The sequence below is a fragment of the Aphanothece sacrum FPU1 genome (genome assembly GCF_003864295.1).
Taxonomy (GTDB): Bacteria; Cyanobacteriota; Cyanobacteriia; order Cyanobacteriales; family Microcystaceae; genus Aphanothece_B; species Aphanothece_B sacrum.
In genome coordinates this window covers 82,833-108,336 of sequence record NZ_BDQK01000003.1, presented here as the reverse complement: position 1 = coordinate 108,336, position 25,504 = coordinate 82,833, and the positions used below count along the sequence as shown (strand labels likewise).

General features: G+C 35.9%; 19 protein-coding genes and 2 pseudogenes. 4 read left to right on the top strand and 17 right to left on the bottom strand.

The genetic code is table 11. The annotated features are described in order from the left end of the window. Positions 1–25: 25 nt before the first annotated feature. From AsFPU1_RS05005 to psbV, 5 genes are all read right to left on the bottom strand, one after another. Positions 26–1,441, bottom strand: a complete 1,416-nt coding sequence (locus tag AsFPU1_RS05005) for a PP2C family protein-serine/threonine phosphatase (protein ID WP_438357544.1) — start codon at positions 1,439–1,441, stop codon at positions 26–28. Positions 1,442–1,876: 435 nt separating this feature from the next. After that, positions 1,877–3,610: a hypothetical protein gene (locus tag AsFPU1_RS05000; protein ID WP_124978297.1), complete on the bottom strand. Its 1,734-nt coding sequence runs from the start codon at positions 3,608–3,610 to the stop codon at positions 1,877–1,879. A 449-nt stretch (positions 3,611–4,059) separates the two neighbouring features. Further along, positions 4,060–5,544 (bottom strand): carotenoid oxygenase family protein, encoded by a 1,485-nt coding sequence (locus AsFPU1_RS04995; RefSeq protein WP_124978295.1) that lies wholly within the window; start codon positions 5,542–5,544, stop codon positions 4,060–4,062. A gap of 42 nt (positions 5,545–5,586) precedes the next feature. Beyond that, positions 5,587–7,041: a folate/biopterin family MFS transporter gene (locus tag AsFPU1_RS04990; protein WP_124978293.1), complete on the bottom strand. Its 1,455-nt coding sequence runs from the start codon at positions 7,039–7,041 to the stop codon at positions 5,587–5,589. Between the two features lie 179 nt (positions 7,042–7,220). Further along, positions 7,221–7,703 (bottom strand): photosystem II cytochrome c-550, encoded by a 483-nt coding sequence (psbV, locus tag AsFPU1_RS04985; protein ID WP_172957589.1) that lies wholly within the window; start codon positions 7,701–7,703, stop codon positions 7,221–7,223. A 427-nt stretch (positions 7,704–8,130) separates the two neighbouring features. Between psbV and AsFPU1_RS04980 the strand changes: the two genes are divergently transcribed. The 3 genes from AsFPU1_RS04980 to AsFPU1_RS04970 all read left to right on the top strand — a co-directional run bounded on the left by AsFPU1_RS04980 (position 8,131) and on the right by AsFPU1_RS04970 (position 15,703). Next, complete coding sequence (locus AsFPU1_RS04980; RefSeq protein ID WP_124978291.1) at positions 8,131–8,559, top strand: photosystem I reaction center subunit II PsaD; 429 nt, start codon at positions 8,131–8,133, stop codon at positions 8,557–8,559. 146 nt (positions 8,560–8,705) lie between these two features. After that, entirely contained in the window at positions 8,706–10,229 is a 1,524-nt protein-coding gene (gene trpE / locus AsFPU1_RS04975; RefSeq protein WP_124978289.1) for an anthranilate synthase component I, read from the top strand. Positions 10,230–10,294: 65 nt separating this feature from the next. Continuing rightward, entirely contained in the window at positions 10,295–15,703 is a 5,409-nt protein-coding gene (locus tag AsFPU1_RS04970; RefSeq protein WP_124978288.1) for a translocation/assembly module TamB domain-containing protein, read from the top strand. A gap of 108 nt (positions 15,704–15,811) precedes the next feature. Here the strand turns inward: AsFPU1_RS04970 and AsFPU1_RS23395 are convergent. From AsFPU1_RS23395 to AsFPU1_RS04925, 9 genes and pseudogenes are all read right to left on the bottom strand, one after another. Then, positions 15,812–16,378 (bottom strand): annotated as a pseudogene (locus AsFPU1_RS23395) (DUF3226 domain-containing protein); the annotation flags it as partial. Between the two features lie 92 nt (positions 16,379–16,470). After that, complete coding sequence (locus tag AsFPU1_RS04960; protein ID WP_124978286.1) at positions 16,471–17,619, bottom strand: AAA family ATPase; 1,149 nt, start codon at positions 17,617–17,619, stop codon at positions 16,471–16,473. Between the two features lie 38 nt (positions 17,620–17,657). After that, positions 17,658–18,074 carry a Uma2 family endonuclease gene (locus tag AsFPU1_RS04955; RefSeq protein WP_124978284.1) on the bottom strand — a complete coding sequence of 139 codons (417 nt, stop codon included), beginning with the start codon at positions 18,072–18,074 and terminating at the stop codon, positions 17,658–17,660. A gap of 72 nt (positions 18,075–18,146) precedes the next feature. Then, complete coding sequence (locus AsFPU1_RS23390) at positions 18,147–18,242, bottom strand: DUF2281 domain-containing protein (RefSeq protein WP_368665981.1); 96 nt, start codon at positions 18,240–18,242, stop codon at positions 18,147–18,149. 33 nt (positions 18,243–18,275) lie between these two features. Then, entirely contained in the window at positions 18,276–18,368 is a 93-nt protein-coding gene (locus tag AsFPU1_RS22955; RefSeq protein WP_124978282.1) for a DUF2281 domain-containing protein, read from the bottom strand. 202 nt (positions 18,369–18,570) lie between these two features. Further along, positions 18,571–19,119: a PIN domain-containing protein gene (locus tag AsFPU1_RS04940; RefSeq protein WP_124978280.1), complete on the bottom strand. Its 549-nt coding sequence runs from the start codon at positions 19,117–19,119 to the stop codon at positions 18,571–18,573. Then, positions 19,119–20,294 (bottom strand): helix-turn-helix domain-containing protein, encoded by a 1,176-nt coding sequence (locus AsFPU1_RS04935; RefSeq protein ID WP_125061056.1) that lies wholly within the window; start codon positions 20,292–20,294, stop codon positions 19,119–19,121. Before AsFPU1_RS04935 ends, AsFPU1_RS04940 begins: the two co-directional genes overlap by 1 nt. Before the next feature lie 86 nt (positions 20,295–20,380). Next, positions 20,381–22,951 (bottom strand): leucine--tRNA ligase, encoded by a 2,571-nt coding sequence (gene leuS, locus AsFPU1_RS04930; protein ID WP_125061055.1) that lies wholly within the window; start codon positions 22,949–22,951, stop codon positions 20,381–20,383. 112 nt (positions 22,952–23,063) lie between these two features. After that, positions 23,064–23,336: pseudogene (locus tag AsFPU1_RS04925) on the bottom strand (hypothetical protein); the annotation flags it as partial. Between the two features lie 194 nt (positions 23,337–23,530). Between AsFPU1_RS04925 and AsFPU1_RS04920 the strand changes: the two are divergent. Next, positions 23,531–24,127, top strand: coding sequence for a hypothetical protein (locus AsFPU1_RS04920; RefSeq protein WP_227875707.1), 597 nt, complete (start codon positions 23,531–23,533; stop codon positions 24,125–24,127). A gap of 264 nt (positions 24,128–24,391) precedes the next feature. Here AsFPU1_RS04920 and AsFPU1_RS04915 read toward each other — a convergent pair whose 3' ends face one another. From AsFPU1_RS04915 to AsFPU1_RS04905, 3 genes are all read right to left on the bottom strand, one after another. Next, entirely contained in the window at positions 24,392–24,682 is a 291-nt protein-coding gene (locus AsFPU1_RS04915; RefSeq protein WP_124976839.1) for a type II toxin-antitoxin system RelE/ParE family toxin, read from the bottom strand. Continuing rightward, the gene (locus AsFPU1_RS04910) at positions 24,679–24,915 is read right to left on the bottom strand and encodes an addiction module protein (protein ID WP_124976841.1); all 237 of its coding nucleotides are present in this window, start codon (positions 24,913–24,915) and stop codon (positions 24,679–24,681) included. The genes AsFPU1_RS04915 and AsFPU1_RS04910 overlap by 4 nt, the downstream gene beginning before the upstream one ends. Before the next feature lie 115 nt (positions 24,916–25,030). Then, positions 25,031–25,432: a DUF433 domain-containing protein gene (locus AsFPU1_RS04905; RefSeq protein ID WP_124976844.1), complete on the bottom strand. Its 402-nt coding sequence runs from the start codon at positions 25,430–25,432 to the stop codon at positions 25,031–25,033. Positions 25,433–25,504: the final 72 nt, after the last annotated feature.

The window sequence follows — 25,504 nt, the reverse complement described above, 5'->3', positions numbered from 1 at the left end:
AGAGATATCTCCTACCATTTGAAGTTTATTCAGATGACTTTATCCGCATCACGACTAAAGTCATATCATCATTGTTATTATGACCTGAACCGATAAAATGCTCGATTTTCTTAAATAAATAATCTAGAATCTCTTGGGGATTTTCGTATTGCTGACATCCGTCCTGGAAGGTTTGAACCAGATTTTCTTCATCAAAACGACCGCCCTGTTGGTTCACAGCATCGGTTAACCCGTCGGTATAATAGATAATTATATCCCCAGAAGCTAATTGTATTTGGGCATCTTCGTATTGAGAATCAGGATCTAACCCGATTAACATTCCATCCGTATCGAGTTTTTGAATCGTCTGAGTCGCTGCTTGCCATAACAGAGGCGGATTATGGGCCGCATTGCTAAAAGATAGACAAGCGGTTTGGGGGTCATATTCAGAATAAAACAGAGTGACAAAACGGTGAGAATTGTCTAAATCTGCGTACATGACTCGATTAAGATGTTGGAGAATCTTAGCCGGAGAGTGACGGTTTAACACTTCTGCTCTGAGCATTCCCCTAGTCATGGTCATAATTAGACCTGCAGGGACTCCTTTACCCATAACATCCCCAATAACGATGCTCCAAGGCACACAAGCGGCCGGTTCATCAGCTTTGTTTGGCGACTCTTGACGCAGTTGATCGTAATTAGTGGGAATAAAATCGTAATAGTCCCCACCGACTCGATTAGCTGTTTGACAACGAGCAGCCAGTTCTACTCCTTTAATAGTGGGACATTGACGGGGTAATAAGCGTAACTGAATTTCTGAGGCAATTTCGAGTTCTCGATCTTGTCGTTCTTTGGAACGTAATTCTACAGTTAATTCGTTATTGGCAATGGCCACAGCCGTTTGATCAGCGATTAATTGTAGTAACTTACGGCGAGTTTGAGTCCAAATATATTCTGGATCGGTACTAAAAACATAGAGCCGACCTCGTTCACCATTTTTAACTAAAATTGGGGTACTATAAAGACGAATTTTTGTGCCTAAAAGATGACGAATTTGTTCATCTAAGGAACTTAATAAATCGGGGGTGTCCTCTTGAGTATTGGTTTGACCAATAATGCGAGCGATCGCTTGACGGATTTCTTGAGCGATCTGATGATCTTGGCAATGTAGCTGTTCTAGGGATAGCTGACCCTTAGTTTTATACAAAATCAAAGCACTGCCATCCGCATCGGTAACTCTGGCTGCCATTAAGGGAGTCAATTCCAAAAACTGATTCAAGTTATTAAAACTCCGTAGGGCAAACCCCAAGGAACTTAATAAATTTTGAATTTTATTTTGTTCTCGATAGAGACTCGCAACCAGTTCTTTAAGCGCGAAAACGGGAGTGGCTTCATTATTGAGACCACGCATTGGAAATTTAGTGGTGGGTGAGGGCTGGCGAGGAATAGGCACAGCAGTTATGACATCAGACGGTGAAAACATGAATTGACAACCGACGTTAGTTTCTTAATGCTTAACCGGAGAAGGTTAGAGAAGACCTATCGCCTAGCTAAATTTAACAGTATAGTCTATTTCTAAATTTTGACATTACTGATTTTTTTAGTTAGGAAACTCTCTTACTCCAATCAGGGCTGGCTAATGATAGCGTTAATTTGTCATTATGCCAAGGTATTGCTGGAAAAATTTTAGAATTGCGCTAATAATGGTTTTTGGGGTCGTGATGCGTAGGGGCGGGTTTATTGAGTTTTTTGGTGAGAATCATGGATTTATGTAAAAAACCCGCCCCTACATATTTTATATAATTAATTTTGTCTACTTACTTACTTACAAAAAGAGCGGCAAAACACATTGTGTTTTGCCGCTACAGGATTTTAGTCAAATAAATAAATAAGTTTTTTAAGTAGAAGTATCAGATTTTGAAGATTCTACCATTTCACCTATTTTAAAAGCATCTTCTAAATGACCATTGCTGGTAGAATTATCATCAAAAAGATTATCCCAATCTTCTGTTGATTCATTAAAAGTATCAGTTACTTTGTCCTCAGAATCAGTTTGCAACATTTTCAGAAACTCATCATTAGTTAGGGGATTTTCTTCTGCCAAGATATCAGCAAAAGGATCATTAAGATCACTAGGGATTAATTCGTTTTCTGGTTCAAATAAATCAGCAAAGGGATCTTTGTCTTGTTCTTTTTCTGAAACTGTTTCGGTGAAATTCTCTATCCCCATGCTTTTTTCTTCTGAAGTTGGCAGCATTTCCAAAAAGTCTAAATCTTCTTTGCTTTCCTCTTCCTTAAACAAGTCAATAAAAGAGTCATTTGTGGTGTCGGCCGTCAATTCTGAAGAAAGGTCTTCAATATGCTCGTCTGGTTGTTCCCCAAAAAAGTCGGCAATAGCCAAATTTTCAGAAGCATCAGAGGAAACTGATTCATTTTCCCGGAAATTCGAGAAATCCATATCCATCTGCTCAGTTTCTTCGGAAACAAAGGCTAATTCTTCCAGATTATTCTCTGGTTGTTCCCCAAAAAAGTCAGCATTAGCCAAGTCTTCGGAAGCATCAGAGGAAACTGGCTCATTTTCCCGGAAATTCGAGAAATCCATATCCATCTGCTCAGTTTCTTTGGAAACAAAGGCTAATTCTTCCAGGTTATTCTCTGATTGTTCCCCAAAAAAGTCACCACTAGCCAAGTCTTTTGAGGCTATTTCGGGAGTTTCTGGAAAAAAGAATTCATCGGAGATTTCAACCTCACCCATTTCTGGGAAAGTTTGAGTTGATTCGGCGGTATTGTTAGCCTCTAAAATGTTCTCCCCTTCGTCTGAGACAGATTCATCAATAGGTTCATCTTCTCTAACTTCTTCTTGATTTGCTAAAGCAGCTAACCCCGCAAACCCCGCAACGACTCCCATCGCTCCCCCTACTCCCATCATGACATTTGTCGCGCTCATGCTGTCTGAAGTCGATTCAGAAGAAAATGAAGGGGTTGGTTGTAAGGCTTGAATTTTTTCTTCGTGAGCTTGTTGTAATTCAAGAATTTGTCCTTGATAAGCAGATTCAATATCTCGCAGTTGAGTTTGATGAGCTTGTTCTATTTCTCTAAGTTGGTTTTGATGAGCCGATTGTAAGGCTGCAATCTCTTGTTGATTAATTTGCTGTAATTCTTGAATTTGCTCTTGATAAGCTTGAATTTGACCAAGGCTTTCTTCTATGGTTTGTCCATGGACTTGAAGCGTCTGAAGTTCCTGAATACGGGTTTGATAAGATTGTTCAATCTCCTGAATACGGGTTTGATAAGATTGTTCAATGTTTTGGATACGAACTTGATAGGATTGTTCAGTCTCGTGAATACTCCCTTCCAGTTGTGTTTTCACCCTGGCGAGTTCTTCTAGTTCTTGTTGATGGTTTTTCTCTATCTCTTGTACTAGATGACGATGGGAAGTTTCAATCTTTTGCAGATCCGACGGAGATTGTTGTAATTGTTGCAGTTGTGCTTCACTTTCGGCTAGAGCTTTCTCTGTACGTGCTAATTTACTTTCTGCGTTTTGTAGCTTCCGTTGGGAAGACTGAACCCAGAAGAAACCCCCGATAGCCCCAATAATTAACCCTATAACCATAGCAATAACAGGATTCATAGATTGTCTCCACAATTTAGGTAAGTCATTTTCAATATGCCCAATGTCCTCGCCTGAATTAACAGGCGATCGCCAATCTCGTTCAATTTTATCAGAAATTTGGGTTTAAAATCTCGTCACTTCGGCTTACTTCGACTTACTTTGACTGCGCTCAGTACGAGTCTCTCAGTACAAATCCCTCAGTGCATCGCCATTTTCCTGGGAGATTCCTATAGGAACTACTCGACAAGTTGGTTCTACCGAACTTGTCATGTAAAATTAATAAATCAATACAGGCTAAAGCCTTATTCTATAAGCACAAAGGCTGTCTACACAGCCTAATTTTAAGCCTGGGTGGCCAGGCTTAGTTCCTATAGCTTAACCCTGAGCGGGTTTAAGCCTGTAATTTGTAATCCTTTTACATCCTACTAAGTTCGGTAGAACCGCATAATTTAACCGACAAACTACTCTTAAATAAACACTTCATTTGTCCAATTTCCATGTAAACCATAGGGAATATGATGTTTAAGATGTAAGGTGGCAAGAGGACTTTTTTCTAAATTTTGTCCATCTAAAATAACCAGATCCGAACGATGACGAATCCCATCATAAACCAGGGTTAATACCCATCCTTCATCTTCTGATGTCCCATTAGGTTTAGGAACAAAAATCGGTTCACCAACATAACCTTGAGGCGCAAAAGAATGCACTTGTCTTTCTTTGGTTTTTACATCAAGTTTAAGAATAGCTTGCAAGGGAGCATTTCCTAGAGAATTATGAGTAGTTCCCAGGTATAAATAACGGTAATCTCGTCCTATTTTATCGGGATGAAGATTAGGAAATTCACAAGAACGATTTTCTAATAATTTATTCTGCACTGTATTCTTGTTTAAATCAATAGTAAATCGCCATAATTTACCTGGATCTAAGGTATCAAAATCTACTTTTTGATAATTATCTTCAGGTTTCATTTGCGGCAAAGAAGCATAACAAATAGAGTCTAAATAAATAGTTTTTCCTTCTTCAAAAGCATTAGCATGATGAAAAACAAAACCTGCTTGAGTTTCTATTATTCTTATATCTTCATAGGGAGGAGTTCGTGGAATAATAATTAAGCGAGTGGGTTGGTTAGGATGAAAATCAACACATTCTCCTGCCCCACAAAATCCTAAGATATAGGGTAAAGGATTAAAGGTGACAGAATTTTGTAAAAATATACAATAATGGGATGTAATAGCAAAATCATGGATAAAACAAAAGCCAGGAATACTATGGGAATGACTCCGCAATAATTCACCACTTTTGGCAAATTCATAGACAGTTATTTTACTAGAAAATCCTGGTTTAATAGAGTAGTTAACTAAACAAGGTTGTCCATTATCTAACTCACAAGTAGGATCAATACAAGGATGAGCAGAAATAGAATCACCAGGGTTTAATGTTCCGTCTAAATAATCTAATCCAAGAGTTTCTAAAGTAGCTGGATCTAGTCTATAGGGTTCAGCCGCTTCCCAAAGTGCTAGTAATTTATCTCCCCAATATATAATATTAGTATTTGCAATATTTTTGATTTTTATATCCAGAAAATTATTAAACCATCCTCCAGGTTTTTGACTACCAAATACTCCCCGATAGAGCATTTTTCCTGCTTTTTGTTCTTTAACATAACCTTCAGTCTGAACAAAACGATTACGAAAATGAACTTTTCCATCAGATAGAAATGAGATTGCACAAATCATCCCATCTCCATCAAAAGGATGTTTTAATGGTATTCCTTGAACGTCTAATAAACCCGGGCCATTACGGAATAAAGTTCCTTGTAATTCGGGGGGAATTTCCCCATCAATATCATCAATGAAATAATCATATTCATGGGGTTGAGATTGATAACCTTGTTTCCATTGTTCAAGGTTATAGGATCTTTCATTTTCGTTTTTTGTTAATAAATTTGTCATAAGTAATAGTTAATAGTTTACCAATTATTAATTATACATTATTTATCGCTCCTGATTGGTAATAAAATCAGGAATTAATTCGGGTATAATTGACTCTCCAATAGATGCACCTAAAGTATGATTTTCATAAACTTCTGAAGGAGACATTATTTTGCCTTTAGCTTCTTTTTCTTGAGTTTGAGGATCAGTATTAGGTAGCCAACGAATTAAAGGTAAGGGCAATAAAGTTGATAAATTGGTAATCATGACCAATAACCAAAGCTTATCAAAATTTGTTTCTGTGACTCCTAATAAATGAGTTAATAATGCTCCTAATTCATGAGATAATAAGGCTGATAAATTAGTAAAAGACATTAATAAAGCAAAGAGAGTTGCTTCAATTCCTTTAGGACATAATCTGGCAGATAAAACTAAAACTGGTAAAAAAGCAATTTGACCAGCAACAGACAGAATAAGACTATCCCCTAAACTAAACCAATGATCATCAATTCCTATTAGTCTATTGGTATGAGTAACTAATAATAAGGTTGTCATACCTAATCCAGAAGAAATGATGATACTCCAGCCGAGAATTATTCTAAAAGAAACAGTTTTAAGGAATCTTTGATAAACCCAAATTCCTAATAATGCCGCCAAACTACTGACTAAACGAACTCGTCCTAAAAATTCTGGTTGAAAGCCTAATTCATTGGTAGTAAAATAAAAGAAAGCTGACTCAGAATTAGGAGTTGCTTGCCAGATAAAAATAAACAAAGTAGGCAAGAGAATAGATTTTTGGGTTATGGCTTGCCAAAGTTGTTTACTTTGTTCTTTAATGGGGAAAGAATAAGCAGAAGAATTTGTTGAATTTTTAGCAATAGGTTCCTCCGAAATTAACCAGGAAGAAGCACAAACAATAAAGGGGAAAATTGCGGTAATTTCAAAAACAGTTTGATTACTGAAATGTTGTAATAACCACCCACTTAAATAAGCCGTGATTAGACCTCCCACAGCAGACATTCCCCAAGCTAATGATTGTAGGGAACCTGCTTTGTCTAAAGATTCTTTACGGGCCCTTTCTACTACTAAAGAGTCTACAATAACATCGCTAATAGCTACAGATATAGACGTTAATAAAAGAGTTAAAGTCGCTGACCAAACATTATGAACGACAGTTGCTAAAATTATCCAAGATAAACTGCCCAATAATCCCGAAAGTATCATATAAGAACGACGACGATAGCCAAATAAAGGCAAACCGTCCGAAAGAAAGCCAAAAACAGGTTTTATAATCCAAGGGATAGCCGCAACCCCAATTAATGCCCCCATTTGGGCGGGAGTTAACCCTAAATCATCTTTGAGAAAGAAACTAACTGCTAAACGGGCTAAACCGAGGATTCCTTGCACAAAATAAACGTTAAGGATAGCTAATAGTTCAGGAGTTGGTTCATTCCCAAACAGAAGGCTATTTTTTACGATATTTTTCAGAGATTTGAGCTTTAGTTCTATTGAACTCATGAAGATAAGTAAAGTTTTATTGCTTTACTTATCATAGACGATTAGCAAAAAGAAACCAAAACCGACAAAGAAAACTGCTTTTAAAAGGGGATTTAGGGGGATCAATTATAGAAAAATCTCCCTAGAGAGTCTAGAGAGATGTTAACAAAATAGGAGTTAAATGAAGGTTATAAGACAGATTAGAAATAAATGGTACCGCCCCATCTTTGGTCAAGTCTGGGGGCAATTAGCATATAACCTGCCACATCCTCGACATCTTGTTTAGTCCAGTTTCTCAACTCAGGATAGATATCAGGGCGACTCACATTAGGATGTAATTCCTTATAGTCATCTTCGCCATCATAACTGGTAGGGTTTTCTAAGTAATCAATCAAAGCTAACAAATTATCACGGGGAGGTTCTGCTTTCCCTAAATCAGCGAGTCCTAAACTCACATTATTGTTAGTTTTTGTTTTACCTTGTAGATGACATTGAGTACATTCTTGAATGAACAGTCTATTACCATTAGTATATTGTTCAGCTTTAAAGACAGTCTTTGATCCTGACTCATTTAAAGGAATGGTAAGAGTATCTTCAGTCAATACTATGGCGTTGGCTGGATTAAGTTGAAATTGCAAAAAGAAAAATACTGTTGCGATCGCAACTAAAAAGAATCGTTTCACTATTGTTCTCCTCAAAGTGATTGATTTTGTCATGATAAATCGTGTAATCGGCCCCATCTCAATCTGAATAGACCCAAGGGCGTAAGTCTAAACAAGATTGAAAGTTATCATTAACTATCATGCCATCCCTGGACACACTTTATTGAAAAAGCTTATTAGATAAAACTTATAGGATGGGTTAGCCCAGCGTAACCCATCACCAGAAGACGATAAATGATGGGTTACGGCACGCGGGTTCCCTAAATTTCAGCAATCTTCCTTCAGCCTTGCCAACCCATCCTACAATCTGTTGGTTTGTAAATTCTGTTGCTGATGATTTTTAGCCATTCCAGGGGCCTTTTGTTACAGTTCTTGACAAAGCTAGGTAACAAAGGTTATCTCAGTGATACCATGCCCTAAAACACCTTTTTGAAGGAATAACATTACCATGGCAGAAGAACTTCAAGGACAACTACCTAAATTCGGTGGTAGCACTGGCGGCTTACTCTCGAAAGCTGAGCGTGAAGAAAAATACGCTATCACCTGGACAAGCTCTACAGAGCAAGTCTTTGAGATGCCTACAGGTGGAGCCGCTATCATGAATGAAGGCGACAATCTCCTGTATTTAGCTCGTAAAGAGCAATGTCTGGCCTTGGGAACTCAGTTACGTACTAAGTTCAAACCCAAAATCGACAACTATAAAATTTACCGGGTCTATCCCAGTGGAGAAGTACAATATCTTCATCCTGCCGATGGAGTATTTCCCGAAAAAGTCAATCAAGGCCGGGAATTTAACGGCAAGAAAGACAGAAATATTGGTAGCAACCCTGAACCTGTTACCCTCAAATTCTCCGGTAAAGCACCTTGTGACGTTTAATTTTTTACGTCCCCTAACTTCTTGATGAGATAGGGAGTGTGGGGAGGTTTGGGGACTATGGGAGATTTGGGCAAAAAATCCCTCTCTCTCTTGTCTCCCTTTCTCCTTCCTCTCCTTGTCCGATCTCTTAACATTAGCTCTTAACCATGATTTTTCCCGATTTTGAGCAGTTTTCTGCTTTAGCTGAACAAGGCAATTTTATTCCGGTGTATCAAGAATGGGTGGCTGATTTGGAAACCCCTGTTTCTTCCTGGTATAAAGTATGTGGCGATCGCCCTTATAGTTTTTTATTAGAATCGGTGGAAGGGGGAGAAAATCTCGGACGTTACAGTTTTTTGGGTTGTGATCCGGTTTGGATATTAGAAACTAGAGGTCATACTACTACCCAGACTCATCGAGATGGCACTGTTAAAGTGTTTGAAGGCAACCCCTTTGAGATCTTAACTGAGTGTATTGGCCCTATTGTTCCCGTCACTTTACCTGAACTCCCATCAGGTATCGGCGGTTTGTTCGGTTTTTGGGGTTATGAACTAATTCAATGGATCGAGTCAAGAGTCCCTGTTTATCCCCTAAAAGATGAAGATTTGCCCGATGGGGTCTGGATGCAAGTTGATAATCTGATTATTTTTGATCAGGTAAAACGGAAAATTTGGGCGATCGCCTATGGAGATTTACGAGATACTACTGTTAGTCGAGAAGATGCTTATCAAGACGCTTGCGATCGCGTGACGAAATTGGTGTTGAAGTTACAACTTCCTTTACCCATAGAAGCCAAAATATTAGAATTAAACCAGAAATCGCCTGAAGTTGAGCCTTTAGTGTATGAAAGTAATACTCAGCGATCGCAATTTTGTGATAATGTCCGTCGCGCTAAGGACTACATCAGGGCCGGAGATATCTTTCAGGTGGTCATTTCTCAACGTTTACGGGCTATTTATAGTGATAATCCTTTTAATCTCTATCGTTCCCTCAGATTGATCAATCCTTCTCCTTACATGGCTTATTATAATTTTGGGGATTGGCAAATTATCGGGTCAAGTCCCGAAATTATGGTTAAAGCGGAACAAACGGACGAAAATCACATTAAAACAACTCTAAGACCCATTGCCGGAACTCGAAGACGGGGTAAAACCGTCACAGAAGATCAAGCATTAGCTCAAGATTTACTGCAAGATCCCAAAGAAATCGCTGAACACGTGATGTTAGTGGATTTAGGGCGTAATGATTTGGGCCGGGTATGTCTCGAAGGAAGTGTCACGGTTGACGAATTAATGGTCATTGAGCGATACTCTCATGTGATGCACATCGTTAGTAACGTTATCGGAGAATTAGCCCCTAATAAGACTGCCTGGGACTTACTGAAGGCTTGTTTTCCGGCCGGAACTGTCAGTGGTGCGCCCAAAATTCGGGCCATGGAAATTATCCATGAACTTGAACCGGAACGACGAGGCCCCTATTCAGGAATTTATGGTTATTATGATTTTGAAAGACAACTTAATACGGCCATAACTATTCGTACTATGGTAGTCAGATCTCTAGGAGGCAATCAACATCAGGTGTTTGTTCAAGCAGGGGCCGGTTTAGTGGCTGATTCTGATCCCGAAACGGAATACGAAGAAACCATCAGTAAAGCCAGAGGACTTCTAGAAGCCATAAGACGTTTAACTTAAGGTTATAATATAAAGCCAAAGGTCGCCATTTATTTGAGCTGACTATGGTGGTGTGAGGAAAAACCATGATCACAGATCGTTCCCAACGTAAACGGGAAACCAAATTACTATTACCATTGGTAGTTACGTCTAAGCCTAAACCTAAGTCTATTTTATCCCATCGTTCCCTAATTTGGTGGGGAACTGGTGTTTTGATGGTGGGATTAGGGGGAAGTTGTCTTACGGGGTGGTTTTGGGTACAAAGACATTTATCTCCCCTCGTAGAAGCAGAATTAAGTAATTTTCTCAATCGTCCTGTTAAAATGGGTTCGGTGGAGTATTTTTCTTTGGGTCAAGTTAATTTTGGGGAGACTAAAATTTCAACGACTCCCACTGATAAAGCTCAAGTTTCTATGAAAGGATTAAGGGTGAGTTATAATCCTCTTAAGTTATTATTGAAACAGAAATTAGATATAGTTGTTACTGCGATTGAACCGGATATTTATTTAGAACAAGGAACCAAAGGAAATTGGTTATTGACTGAGTTTGATCCGGTTAATGCTAATCATCCGGTTGCTCTCAAGTCTTTACGGCTTAAAAATGCTAAGACTATTGTAGTGGCTCGTGGGAATAATGGACAAAAAAATTCCCCGGTTACGTTGCAAAACTTATCTAGTCAAACGGATTTTATTAATAATAATCAAGAAATTAAATTTGAGGTCAATGCTAATCTAACTCAAGGGGGACAATTTAATGTTTCTGGAGTAGCTAAACCGACAACAGGAAATACTAATTTGTTGGTGCGAGGAAATGGACTTAAAGTTAGTGAGGTAGGTAATTTATTTGCCCTGCCTGTGATACTTAAATCAGGTGAATTAGATACCAATTTAGAAGTTAGTTTAAGAAGTAATCAATTACCTTTATTACGGGGTATAGGGACGTTACATCAGGTTACAGCTAAGGTTTCCTCTTTACCCCATACTGTCCAAACAACTGGAGAATTACGTTTTAAAGAGACTGAAATTAATTTTAATCAAGTAGCTACTAATTTTGGTGCTATTAATAGTATTGTAAGTGGTACTATTGATTTAAGAAAAGGTTATAATATAACTGCTCAAACTAAGCCGATAACTATCTCTAATCTTTTTAAGACTTTAAATCATAAACCGCCTAAAGTTGCTCTTTCTGGGGAAATTAAATCAACTTTACAAGTAACAGGAAGTATTGATAAACCTAACTTTGATTTAGGGGTTGCGACAACTAAACCTACACAAGTTGATCGGGTTAATTTTAAGCAAATTAATGCTCAATTAAACTTTAATAATCATAATTTATTTATTAATAATATTCAAGCATTCCCCACCATAGGAGGTAAAATAAACGGAACAGGAAAACTATCTTTAACTGTTAAAAATGCGCCTAAATTTGACCTTAATATTCAAGGAGAAAATGTACCGACAACTACATTAGTTCGTCTTTATAATGTTACCTTACCCCTAGAAATAGGAACCACAAATGCACAGATTAACTTATCAGGAATTGTCAATAAACCGGATAGTTTACAAGGTCAAGGTAAGGCTGATTTTCAGGTAGCAGGGGGAACCATTCAATCGAATAATATAAGTATAAGTCAGGGCAGTTGGCAAGGAATATTACAAGCAGAAAATATTAATTTAAAAAATCTAAATGTATCTTTACCCGATAAATTAAATCAAGGTAAATTAGCAGGCACTTTTAATGTATCTGGTCAAGTAAAATTAGCAAATATTAATAATATTAAAGCTGACGGTAACGCCAAACTTGTTTTAAATCAGGGACATATTACTGCTAATAATTTACAGTTAAGTCAAGGAAATTGGCAAACTAATTTAGGTATTCAAGGAATTAAATTCAAAGAAATTTTACCTACAGTACCCCAAAATTTGAATGGAAATATTAACGGTAATTTAGTTGTAAGTGGCAAAATCAATAATAGTTTAGAGAATATTAAAGCAAAAGGTAAAGCAGGTTTAGACTTAGAAAAAGGTCAAATACAAGCATCTAATATAAACTTAACTGACGGTAAGTGGTCAACTCAACTAAGCACTTCAGATATTCCTATTACTCAGTTATTTACCCATAGTCCTCCTACTTTAAACGGAACATTAAATAGTCAATTAAACTTATCAGGTAATGTAACAGGTTCTTTAGACAGTATTCAAGGTCAGGGAATAGCCAAATTAGCTATATCTCAAGGAATTATTACAGCACAAAAGATAACTTTAAATCAAGGAAAATTCATCACAATTTTATCTCCTCAAAACATTGATTTAAAAAAAATATCTGCCAACTTAACAGGTAAATTAAACGGAAACGTTACAATTATTGGTCAATTAGATAAATTAAATCCTGAGAATTTACAAGCTAAAGGACAATTAAATTTTAGTCAAGGAATCCCATCCATTCGACAAACTTTAACCACTAATTTTAATTGGAACGGACAACGTTTAACCTTAGAAAATATCAAATCTCTTGGACTATCGGCCCAAGGTTGGGCCGAAGTCGAAAAAACAGATAAATTACCCCAAATAAAAGGATTTTTTCTAGAAATAGCCGCAAAAAGCTTTGATTTAACCGCTTTACCCCTTGATTTATCCTCTGTCATCCCCAACTTAAACTATTCGGGAAAAATGGACTTTGAGGGAACAGTCACAGGAACCCCCAAAACCCCGACTATAGAAGGGAAATTAGCCTTAATTAACTTAAAAGTCGGAGAATTACAGTTTGAACCCGTTTTAACGGGAAATATTGCCGGAGAACCCACACAAGGAGTTAAACTAGCATTAGCAGGACGTAACGACCAATTAAACCTAGAATTAGCCAAAAATTGGCAACCTGTCACCTTTAGTATTAAACAAGGTCAGCAGTCAGTTACAGGAATTCGTCAAACTCAAGAATTTCAAGTAGAAGCTAAGCAAATTTCCCTTGATTTCCTGCAAAATTTAGCTAAAACGATTACAAAAACGCAAAATAACCTTGTATCCTCTAATTATCTCCTCTCTCAACCCGTATCAGGGGAATTATCGGGTAAATTTGTCTGGGATATTCAAACAGGGGCCATTACCGGAAAACAAGTGGCGATCGCCAATCCTGTTGTGGGAACCCTCAAAGGGAAAGAATTTACCGGAAACATTCATTATGGAAATGGTAGCGTTACCCTTAAAAATGGTCAATGGCAAGCGAAAAACAGTCAATATCAACTTAACGGACAGTTTACCTCAACCGCTAACGGCCCCCTCATCAATGCAGAAGTGGCCATTAATCAAGGAAACTTGCAAGATATTTTAGAGACATTGCAGATTTTTGACTTAGATGACTTAAAAAGAGGGTTAACCCCCCCCGTATACGGAAAAGCTGCCGATCTCTATGGAAATGCTTCCCCAAACTCTCCCTTAATCGAAGTAGGAAAAGCAGACTTAAACAATCGTTTGGATTATTTTAAACGTTTTAGTGCAACATGGGATGAAGACAAGAAAAACCGCAAAAAAACCGCACCTTTACCCGAATTAAGGGAATTACAAGGAGAATTCACCGGTCAAGTTGCCCTAAAAATGACCCCCCAATTAGGAATACAAGCGAACTTTGATCTTCAGGGACAGCAGTGGAAATGGGGACAATATCAGATAGATCAAATGACTGCCAAGGGTGACTGGACAAAAGGGAAGTTGACCCTAGAACCCGTCAGTGTACAAGTCGGTAACAGTTTAGTCGGATTTGCGGGCCAGATCACGGAAAAAACCCAAAAAGGGGAGTTAACCGTGCAAAATATCTCTTTAGAGAAGATTTCAGACTTATTAGCGGTTCCTCCTCCTCTGAATTTTGGGGGACAACTCAATGCAACTTTGACCCTTGGGGGAAGTCGTGAGAACCCTCAAGGACGAGGAAAACTGGTCATTGACCAAGCAAGTATTAACGAAACCTCTCTTAATTCTACTCAAGGTGAGTTTATTTACAGTGAAGGAAGATTTAATTTTTCTGTTCATAGTGTGTTAGGAAGACGAACTAATCCGTTAACATTAGAAGGCACATTTCCCTATCAATTACCCTTTGCTAAAGTTAAGCCCAAAAATGATAATTTTGCTCTTAAATTTCAGGCACAAAATGAAGATTTAAGCTTATTAAATGTGTTAACTAAAGGACAAGTTGCCTGGTTAGGTGGTCAGGGAGAAGTACAACTTAATGTATCAGGAAAGGTTGAGCCAAAATGGGGTATTCCTTATGAATTAGAGGCAAATGGTATAGCCTGGGTAGAAAATGCCACCATTGCTGCTCAGATGATGCCTCAAGCCCCTTTAACCAAAGTTCAGGGCAAAATTTTCTTAAATCTTGATCGTCTTACCGTAGAGAGTTTAACGGGGCAATTTAGCGGTGGAAAGGTTGCAGTAACAGGTTCTTTACCATTACTACAAAGTATTCCAGAAACCAATCCTTTAACGATACAATTTGATGATTTAGCGTTGAATCTTCCTCAAAGATATCGAGGGGGAGTAACAGGGTTTCTTAACATTACCGGAAGTGCATTAACTCCTAAAATTGGGGGCAATATAGGGTTATTTGAGGGAGAGATTTTCTTAGGGGATGAAAAAGAGGAAAACAAGAATCAAGGAGAATTATTAGCAAAGACAGAATTTGCTGATTTAAGATTGACATTAGGGGAAAATATTGTAGTGAGTCGTCCCCCAATTTTAAACTTTTTAGCAACAGGAAGTTTAACTGTTAATGGAACCTTAAATAAACCCCTTCCCGAAGGAATTATTAATCTTAATAGTGGGTTAATTAATTTATTTGCAACTCAGTTAAGATTAGCAGGAGGAAAAGATAATACAGCCCAATTTTTCTCAGAGAAAGGACTTGATCCTTATTTGAATGTTCGCTTATTCACTGCGGCCACAGAAACCAGTCGTAATAGGGTGAATATTAATCCAAATTCTGCCGAAATTAATGAACCTTTTAGTGCGAATAGTGATAGTTTACAAACGGTTCGTATTCAAGCATACGTCAAAGGATATGCGAGTCAATTAACAGATAAAATTGAACTCACCAGTCAACCTCAACGAACCCCAGAAGAAATTATTACTTTATTAGGGGGAAATTTCCTCAATACTTTAGGACAAGGAGAGACAACATTAGGATTAGCAAATTTAGCCGGAACTGCCGTCTTAGGGGCAGTACAAGGGGCAATTGGAGAAGCATTAGGATTAAATGAATTTCGTATTTTTCCTACTACTTTAATTAATGAAAAAGATCTGGTTGACTCTTCTTCTCTTGGGGTTGCTGCGGAAGCTGGAGTAGATTTAACTAATAATTTATCCTTGTCTATTCAGAAAATTTTAAATACAGATCGTCCCCCGGAATTAGGGATTAAGTACCGCATTAATAAAAGTACAACTATTAGAGGATCGAGTAATTTTTCTAATGATAGTCGAGGAAGTATTCAATTTGAACGAAGATTTTAAATAAATAATTCTCCTACGTTACAATAAAATATTTCATAACTTTAATAATGTAGTAAGCTGTTATAAGACGTTAAAACGATTTTTAAAAACCAATAAAAGGTTTCAAAATTAGATAGTATATAATTGATTTAACCAATTAATAAATTTTTTAGTGATCGCGTTATCATATTTTAAAACTTTAGCAGTTATAGCTTGTCCCATTGGCATTCCTGGTTGTTTTTGCCATGCTAACCAAGTATGAATAAACGCTTTAGATCTATCTTGTATAGGATAACAATTAATATTGAGTTTTTCAAGTTCATTTAAGATATTATTAGCTTGAGGATGTAATGGATCATCGTTAGGAATGAGATAAGAAACAAAATCTTCTAATTCTCCTGTTAGTTGATTATTAGGCATGATCCAAACCCCAATTTTAGGTAGTTCTGATTGTTCATAAATCCAACCTTCAGGAGATGGAGTTTTAGGAATATTTGTATAACCTACTAATTTTAGTTTATCACTAATTGCTTGCCATCTTGCCTGTAAATCTTGATCAGCATCAACAACTATTCCTAGTGTTTTTAAATGAGGTTCTTTTAGTCTAACAGGTAATCCTGATAATAAGGCTTCTACTCCTGTAGTTTGATCTTTATCAGGTAGTTCTACAGAAAAAGTTTGAGGTATATTGTATTGTTTACATAATGCCTAAATAACGTGTCTATCGTTTTCTCCTTCTACTAAAAGTTGTTGCGGTTCAGGTTGAGAGGGTGTCTTTTTTCTTGTCATTAACGTACCTCAATACCTTGACGAACAGCAATAGAAATCTCATCAGCTTTATATTCTACAGCCCTGATTTTACCGTATTTATTATCAAGTCTAAACAGTTTACCAACTGATTTATCTTCTATGTCTTGTAATGCTTCTTGGAAAGCAGAAATACAGTCCCAACTATGGGTAGTAGCAAAGATTTGTACATTTAATTCTTGGGCAGTTTGTATCAGTAAACGCCACATATCAATTTGTGCTTCATAATGTAATCCTGTTTCGATTTCATCGATTAATAATACTCCATTTTCTGAAGTAACAGTAAACATTGCTAAGGTCAGTATTTTATTGATTCCTTCTCCTAAACTACCCAAAGGAATTAACTGATCTTGATCTTTAAGTTTTAAGCGAATTTGATTAATTCCTTGACTAACAGTAAATCCTATACGTTCTATGTCAGGATGAATTATATTTAATGCTTCTATTATTCTTTTTTCTTTCAGAGTCATGCTGATTTGATCCCATAATTTTGCTACTTCTTCATGGCTTTTTTGTCTAGTTGAAACTAATTGAGAAAGACTGACTGATTGAGATTTGTTATCATTTTTTATTGGTAAATCTCTTTTAATTAAAGATGATTCTAGGTAGTTTGACAACTCAGGATTTTCATCAAGTTCGAGGGCAAGAGGTCTAAACTTAACTTCTCCAGTTTTATTATTAAAAATGCCAATAAATTCACCGTAAATATCTGTGTTTTCTTGTTTATTATAAATCAAATAAAAATAAAAACTACCATTATTTGAAACAATATTAACTACCTTTGGATTTTCTTCTTTACTGTAAATAGAAATTTGATTATTCCGATCAAAATTATAAAATAAATAATCTGTTAAGTAATTAATGGATAAACTTTTCTTCTTGACAAATATACCACTATTAACAGTCTCTTCTTCAATAACGTTAATAAATTCATTTCTACTTTGAAAAATATCAGCAAAAGCTTGTTCTATATTTTTGCTTGTTTGTTGATTAGTTAAAAGATAAATCGCTTCTAAAAAAGTAGTTTTACCATTGTTATTATTACCAACAATTAAATTAACTTGTGCTAAACCATTAACAGAAAAATCTTCAAAACAGCGATAATTTTTAATTGTTAAATCTCGTAACATCTTTGCTCCCTCTTTGCGTCTTTGCGCGAAATTATAATCTAAAATAAGTCTACAATCTGACAGTTAAAATCGGGTAATAAGGGGCTAGTTAATTGGTCTGAACCATACAAAGTCATCACTTTTATTAAAATTCCCTGATCACGGCGATAAACTTCTATTAATTGTTGCTGACGGTCAATAATCCAATATTCATAAACTCCTTGAATTGAATACAATTTTAACTTAGTTTGGCGATCTCTTTTGATATCTTTTTCAGAAGTTGATAAAACTTCTATTATTAATTCTGGGGCCACTGTAAGATGACCGGAATTATCTGTAAATTTAGTAAGCTTTTCATTACTAACCCAAATTACATCAGGAATCACTGCATCGGTTTCAGAAAAGATAATTCCTGGGGTAATAAATGCTTTACCTAATCTTTTTTGACGTGACCAACTTCTTAATTCTGCATAAATATTACCATACTTAGCTGAGAATCACCAAGTAAATACCAAAGAAAGGTATGAGTATCTAGAAGAAATTTCATGTTACATATATTCCTGTAAATCTTCTAATGGTTCATCAAAATCATCAGACATAATAATTTGTCCTTTCCAACTACTATAACCATGATCATTTTCTATTTCTTCACTTGGTTTTTTAATATTTGGGTACTTTTATAGTAAATATTCAGCATAGTGTAAAAGTTCAGTTTTAAGAGATTCTGGCATATTAATCAGAACTTTCCATAAAGCAATGTCAGTATTCATAATTTTTCTTTATTAACGGATAAATAATTAGGAGATCCTATACTATAATAAAGATAATTATAAATCAGAAGCTTTAGAATATGAAGCTTGGGAAGAAAAGTTAAATAAGTTTATTAATCGTTCTGTTTATGTGAATAACCTTTATCAGATGAAGCGATTAATAGAGAAAATATTTATACTAGAGAAGAAAAAATGTTATGAATTATGTATTAAAGTTTCCATTCAATAATCTTCGTCTTGGACCTTCGCTAATTAAATCTATTTTTAGTTTATAGTTATTTCTTTCGAGTTTTGTTTGTATATTTATTAAATCTTGATCCGTAATTAGATAGTTTATGTAAGCTTCTAAAGCAATATCTATAATACTAATAATTTTATCAGATTCTATTGTTAAATGTCTTTTAACATATTTTACTGCTTTTGCATCATCGGTCATCACTTTACATCCTAGACGATAAGCTATAGCAAAACAAGATAATTCTCCTTTACTAGCTTTTCTAGATTCTGGAATATTTGCCATGATAATTAAATCATTAATTTCTAAAGGATAAAGTATAATGTCTTTGCTATCTATGAGTGACATAAAAAAATTATAACTATTTTCGTGTCCTTTATTAAGTCCTAATTCAAATTCTTCTTGTATGGAATCAGTAGTTATTACGGAATATTTTAATTGTTTGAGTAGATTCCAACATTCAGCATACATAAAATGAATAATCGCACAAGAATCAATAACGACCAATTTATCCACTACTTAGTCGCCTCCATAAATACTCTTAAATCACTTAGTAATTCATTTCCTTCTTCTATTGGTAAATTGAGCATTTCTAAGAGTTTCTGATAGGTTATGTCATTTTTACGATAAGCTTCAGTTGCTAGTTCAATAAAATACCAAGATAATCCTTTATGAATAAGTTTCATAATTCTTTCTTTTGAACCTATAGATAAATCATCAGAAATTTCTGGATCAAATTTATCTGTTTTTTTAATAATTAATCTTTGATCATTATATAACCTATGTTTGAGTTCTGCATCAATCCATTTGATATCATGCAGTCTGATAATAACAACTTTTGAACTGACTGAAAAATCTGAACACATTTGTTTAATTAAAGTAAGCCATTCTCCATAATTATTTTGAAGTCTATAGTATTTATGTATAGCTTTTTCTGGAACTAAAAAATAACCAGCAAAACTATTTGCTCTCCATTCTCTTTCTTTATGATTATTATTGTTCGTTTTGAAATAAGTCATTTCTTGTTCTAATGAAGAATCAAATAAAGCATGACAATATTCATGAGCAGCGGAAAAATTTTGACGATATAAATCATCGATGTAATTAATTAAAATACAGTGTCCAGCTTCAGGATGTTTAATATATAAACCAGAAATATTTTGATCTTCTAATTTACGTTTAAAAACATGAACACCTTGTTGTCTTATTAGTTGAAAAATGTCAGTAATAGGAGAATTTCCAATCTGCAATCTTTTTCTTTCTAAATAAGCTCCTTCTTGACCTTGCTGTTGATAATAATTATGGTGAATTATGTTACTATAATCTGGTAATTCTTCACTTACTTTTTGTGATATTAGACCTTCCAAAAAGTATTCATATTCACAAAATCTAATAAATTCTTGAATAGCAAGTCTATCATTTTTTGATAAAGATGAGTTTAAGCGAAAAAGTTCTTGAATTTGAGACTCTGCTGACGGATAATCTCCTGTAATAAAATATCTAAAATCTCTTTGATATAATGTAGCTAATCTTAAAATTTGATCGCCTGTTGCTTGTTTTTCTCCATTTTCTAACTTTATATATTCATTTTTACTGATTTTTAAGATACCAGCAACTTCAGAAGGCTCAATTAATAAGCTTTCTCTTGCTTCTCGTAGTTTTTTACCTAATAGTCTGTAGTCAAATGACATGGCATTAGGGAATTGAACTATCCCACGAATGACTATTTTATTATATACCTTCAAAGCGAAAGGTGGGCATTGCCCACCCTACGGAGTTATTTACCAACGACAAAATTAACTAATTTTCCAGGGACAACAATCACCTTTTTAACCTCTGCATCCTCTAAATAACGCTTACCTACTTCTGACTCACGGGCTAACTTTTCTAACTCATCTTTAGTCGCACTTGCTGATACTTGAATAGTTCCTCTTGTCTTACCCATAATTTGAATAACTAAGGTAATTTCATCTACTACCAAAGCATCAGGATCAAGCTGTGGCCAACTTGCTAAATGAATCGACTTTTTATATCCCAAATTATGCCATAATTCCTCAGCAATATGAGGGGCAAAAGGTGACAATAAAATTAATAAGGTTTCTATCCCTTCTTGATAGACCGCAGAATCAAAAGATTTAGCATCATTTAGGGCATTACTTAACTTCATTAACTCCGAAACTGCGGTATTAAATTGATAGTCTCCTTCTAAGTCTTCGGATATCTCTTTAATAGCAGTATGTATCGCCCATCTTAAGTCTTTTTCAACTTTAGTTAACTCAGGGTTTTTCTTGACTTTATGATGTTTGTTTTCTCCATATTCAACTACTAATCGCCATACCCGATTTAAAAAGCGAAATTGTCCTTCTACTCCCGCATCATTCCATTCTAAATCTTTCTCAGGAGGTGCAGTAAATAAAATAAACATTCGCGCTGTATCTGCCCCATATTTGCCTAAAACTTGTTGTGGATCGACCCCATTATATTTAGATTTAGACATCTTCTCAAAGAAGAAAGATAAAATTTCTCCTGTTTCACGATCACGGTAATTATCATCTTTATAGACGACATTTTCCAAGGGGACATATTTACCTGTTTGCGGATTTTTGTAAGTTAAAGCTTGTACCATTCCCTGTGTCAAAAGACGTTTAAAAGGTTCATCTACATTTACTAAACCTCTGTCTCGCAATACTTTAGTAAAAAAGCGGGAATATAACAGGTGTAAAATAGCGTGTTCAATACCACCAACATATTGATCTACACCCATCCAATCATTGGCTTTTTCTAACTTAAAAGCTTCTTGATCATTGACTGCATCCGTATATCTTAAATAATACCAAGATGAATCAATAAATGTGTCCATTGTATCGGTTTCACGCTTTGCAGGTTCCCCACAACTAGGACAAGAAACATTGATCCAATCTTCCAATTTTGCCAAAGGAGAAGTCCCCCGTCCCGTAAATTCGACATTTTCGGGCAATTTAACGGGTAAATCTGCATCAGGAACCGCAATGCTACCGCAACTAGGACAATGAACCACAGGAATGGGACAACCCCAATAACGCTGACGAGAAATCAACCAATCTCGCAAACGGTACTGTATTCTAGCTTTACCGTAACCCTCTTTTTCTGCATACTCAATAATGGCGGTTTTGCTCTCTGTAGACTTCATTCCATCAAATTTACCGGAATTAACCATAATTCCTGGTTCTGTATACGCTTCGGTTAATTTGGGGTTGGTTTCTTTGCTGTCTTCAGGAACAATAACCACTTTAATAGTAAGTTTGTTCTTATTTGCAAACTTAAAATCACGGGTATCATGGGCCGGAACTCCCATCACTGCACCTGTACCATATTCATAAAGGACATAATCAGCGATTAAAATGGGGATTTCTTGACCATTAAAGGGATTTATGGCAGTTCCTCCGGTTAAGATACCCCGTTTAGGTTTATCCTCTGCGGTTCGTTCTATTTCGCTTTCGCTTGCTACTTCTTTGATGAATGCGTCTACTGCTTTTTGTTGCTTAGCAGTGGTAACTTTAGGGGTTAAAGGATGTTCTGGGGCTAAAACGACGTAAGTTACGCCATAAACCGTATCAGGACGGGTGGTAAAGACGGCAATCTTCTCCTCACTCCCTTTGATGGGAAATTCCAAATATGCACCGACAGACTTACCGATCCAGTTTTCCTGCATTAATTTAACACGGTCGGGCCATCCTGGTAATTTATCGAGGTCGTTTAATAATTGTTCTGCATAATCAGTAATTTTAAAGAACCACTGACGCAATAGTTTCCGTTCTACTTTAGCACCCGATCGCCAGGAATAACCCTCACTGTCTACTTGTTCATTCGCTAAGACGGTTTGATCGATGGGGTCCCAGTTAACAGCCGCTTCTTTTTGATAAGCTAACCCTGCTTGATAAAATTGTAAAAATAGCCATTGTGTCCATTTGTAATAGTCTGGGGAACAGGTGGCCACTTCTCGATCCCAGTCAATAGACAGTCCCAATGTTTGTAGTTGTTGTTTCATTTGGGCAATATTTTTATACGTCCATTCTGCGGGGGGAATACCGCGATCGATGGCAGCATTTTCGGCAGGAAGTCCAAACGCATCCCAACCCATCGGATGTAAGACGCGATACCCTTGCAGACGCTTGAGACGGGCGATAACATCAGTAATGACATAGTTGCGAACATGACCCATGTGTAGGTTTCCTGAAGGGTAGGGAAACATGGATAAGGCGTAAAATTTGGGTTTATCGCTGTTTTCTGGGGTTTTGTCTAACCCTTGTTTAACCCAGTCTTCTTGCCATTTTTGTTCGATCGCTGCTGCGTTATATTGGGACTCCACGAATGTCTACTCCACTGCTATTTTCTTGATTAATTATCCCTGATTGTTGGGTAATGTGTCGGAAGGTGAGGGGGTGAGGGGGTGATGGGGTAATGAGGTAAGGAGAACTGATTTATTGCTTGTTTTCGGGAGGGGATAAGCGATCGAGGATCTCAGTCATCCTAGCTTGTCTTTCATCTATCTGATCAAAGCGTCGGTAAAAATCTGATTGTACTTCATAAAAATCTGACATAGAACGGGTTAATTGTCCTAATAGCTGATAGATACCCCTTCTATCTTTTTGCCACTCCTCCCTGTCTTTTTGCCATTCTTTTTGGAATGAGGCAAAATTGTCAGTTAATGCTTCAATTGCACGGGCGTTTGATTCAATCAATTTCTTTAAATCATCATCAGACATGGTTTAATCTCCGTTATATTGGGACTCTATTATCAATTATCCCTGATCCTTGGTTAATCTGTCGGGGGTTGGGATGTGATCGCTTTCCAGAAGTTATTTTTTAGACTTGTTAGTTTTAGTACGACTACGGGAATACTAGAAATGAGACTTTAGTTCATTCCGTAGGGATGATGATCATCAAAATGAATTCCAACATTGATAACCAACAGTCAAAACCCAACAGTCAAAAGCAAAAAGCCACCAATAAAAATTACTATCCAGTCTGGTTTCCTTATCCTCATTGTTGGCTTAAAACTATAATTCTCTTATTATCTTTTTGTTTAATTATTTTTTTATTAAGAATTATTGGAGTCATTAGTGGAGTGGCAATTTTAGCAATGATAGGAAATTCTAAAGACAAAATATTATTGAATTTGCCAATTATCCTTTGGGCGTGTTTTTTAGGTCTACTATTTCCAGTGTTTTTATTAGCCCATATTTATCAATTACTTTGGAGTAATCCTAACCCTAAATTGCCCTCATGGATGCCAAACTATCGAAGTTTAGGCGAGGGTATTTGGGGTTGGTTTGTCTCAATTTTTGCTGTCTTAATGGGTGTACTTATACTTTTTTCATTGGATCCTCATGTTTTTTCATCGTCTTATCAAAATTCAGAATTATCAGATACGCAAGTGACCATCTTATCCATTAGTTGGGTGTTTACATCTGCTTATCTTTACCATTTTCGTCGGTTGATTTGTAATTCTTTCAAATGGCTTAAGAAACCTAAACAACAATAATTGTGTCAAGTTAATCTAACAATAAGAACAGGGCATAATGGTATTATGCCCCTACAGTAATTATCATAATTTGTAGGTATTTAACACTGTTAAAACTCATTCCCCTGATTGTGATTTTTGTCAAATTAACCTAACAATAATCACAGGGCATAATGGTATTATGCCCCTACAGTAATTATGATATTTTGTAGGGATTTAACACTGTTAAATCCGATTTTATACCTATTTGTTGGGTTTCGTTCCTCAACCCAACCTACAATACTATTATTTCCTATCAGTCCAATAGTTAGGTTTTCGGTGAAGGTTCATAACAGCAATAACAAAAATTTCTTTTTCTTTAAGTTGATATACAATACCGTAGGGAAAAGCAACAACTCGACATCTCCGAGTATTTTTTGATAGTTGAGGCCAAGCTTGAGGAAATTTTTCAATACGATCTAAAGTTCGTTGGATTTCTAAGATAAACTGACCTCCTAATACTTGACTAATACTATCATAATAACTAACTGCTTCTTCTAATTCCTGCTTTGCTTTGGGATGAAATTCAAAAATCATGATTGTCTTTTTAAATTAAGTTCTTTAAATACTTGTTCTTTACTGATCATTTGAATTTCACCTTTTTCTATTTCTTCTATTCTTTTTTCTGCTTCTTCTACCCAAGCTTTATCAATTTCTTCTTGATTTTCATTATCTAAACTTTTCAGTAAATGTTCAGCTAACATTACTTTTGAACTAGGTGATAAGGCTAATGCTGCACTAAATATATCATCATAGGTTTTAGTATCCATTTTTTGTTTCCTCGATGAATTAGCTATTAGACTAACATACTATGTTATTCTAGCACAAATTTTTGTAAACTGTAAAGCTTTAATAGAAGTGTCAGCATCTAAATGTAACTTTAACTTAGTCATTATAGATAGATTCAATAATTTTATCAGTAGCGATCACAGCATCAATTTCTTGACGATGACTTTCATAAAATGCCATTATGTTAATAACTTGTTCTTCATTTATTCCATATTCATCAGCAACTTGTTTAGGTGTTAATCTCCAATTTTGTATAGCAATAACTAAAGTTTTTACTTGTATATTTGTGCCTCGTAATTTAGGAATCATTTCACCTTCTATATTACGACAATAGACAATATCTGGAAAATTAGGATCATCTAATTTTTGCTTTAAACTGCCAATTTTTTCTGCAATTGCCCAAATAATTAGATTATCTAATGTTATGCCTTGATCAGTAGCATATTTTTCTGCTTCTTGTTGTAATTGAGGGGGTAATTTAAGGGAATATGGGAGCATAATTCATAAATGCCTCAAAGTTGATATCTTGAGTATAACGCAAAACTTTATTACCACTAATAATAATATCCT

Coding starts and splice junctions, on each gene's coding strand:
- AsFPU1_RS05000 (WP_124978297.1), bottom strand. CDS start 3,610: ATGAATCCTGTTATTGCTATGGTTATAGGGTTAATTATTGGGGCTATC.
- AsFPU1_RS04995 (WP_124978295.1), bottom strand. CDS start 5,544: ATGACAAATTTATTAACAAAAAACGAAAATGAAAGATCCTATAACCTT.
- AsFPU1_RS04990 (WP_124978293.1), bottom strand. CDS start 7,041: ATGAGTTCAATAGAACTAAAGCTCAAATCTCTGAAAAATATCGTAAAA.
- AsFPU1_RS04980 (WP_124978291.1), top strand. CDS start 8,131: ATGGCAGAAGAACTTCAAGGACAACTACCTAAATTCGGTGGTAGCACT.
- trpE (WP_124978289.1), top strand. CDS start 8,706: ATGATTTTTCCCGATTTTGAGCAGTTTTCTGCTTTAGCTGAACAAGGC.
- AsFPU1_RS04970 (WP_124978288.1), top strand. CDS start 10,295: ATGATCACAGATCGTTCCCAACGTAAACGGGAAACCAAATTACTATTA.
- AsFPU1_RS04960 (WP_124978286.1), bottom strand. CDS start 17,619: ATGTTACGAGATTTAACAATTAAAAATTATCGCTGTTTTGAAGATTTT.
- AsFPU1_RS22955 (WP_124978282.1), bottom strand. CDS start 18,368: ATGAATACTGACATTGCTTTATGGAAAGTTCTGATTAATATGCCAGAA.
- AsFPU1_RS04935 (WP_125061056.1), bottom strand. CDS start 20,294: ATGTCATTTGACTACAGACTATTAGGTAAAAAACTACGAGAAGCAAGA.
- AsFPU1_RS04920 (WP_227875707.1), top strand. CDS start 23,531: ATGAATTCCAACATTGATAACCAACAGTCAAAACCCAACAGTCAAAAG.
- AsFPU1_RS04915 (WP_124976839.1), bottom strand. CDS start 24,682: ATGATTTTTGAATTTCATCCCAAAGCAAAGCAGGAATTAGAAGAAGCA.
- AsFPU1_RS04910 (WP_124976841.1), bottom strand. CDS start 24,915: ATGGATACTAAAACCTATGATGATATATTTAGTGCAGCATTAGCCTTA.
- AsFPU1_RS04905 (WP_124976844.1), bottom strand. CDS start 25,432: ATGCTCCCATATTCCCTTAAATTACCCCCTCAATTACAACAAGAAGCA.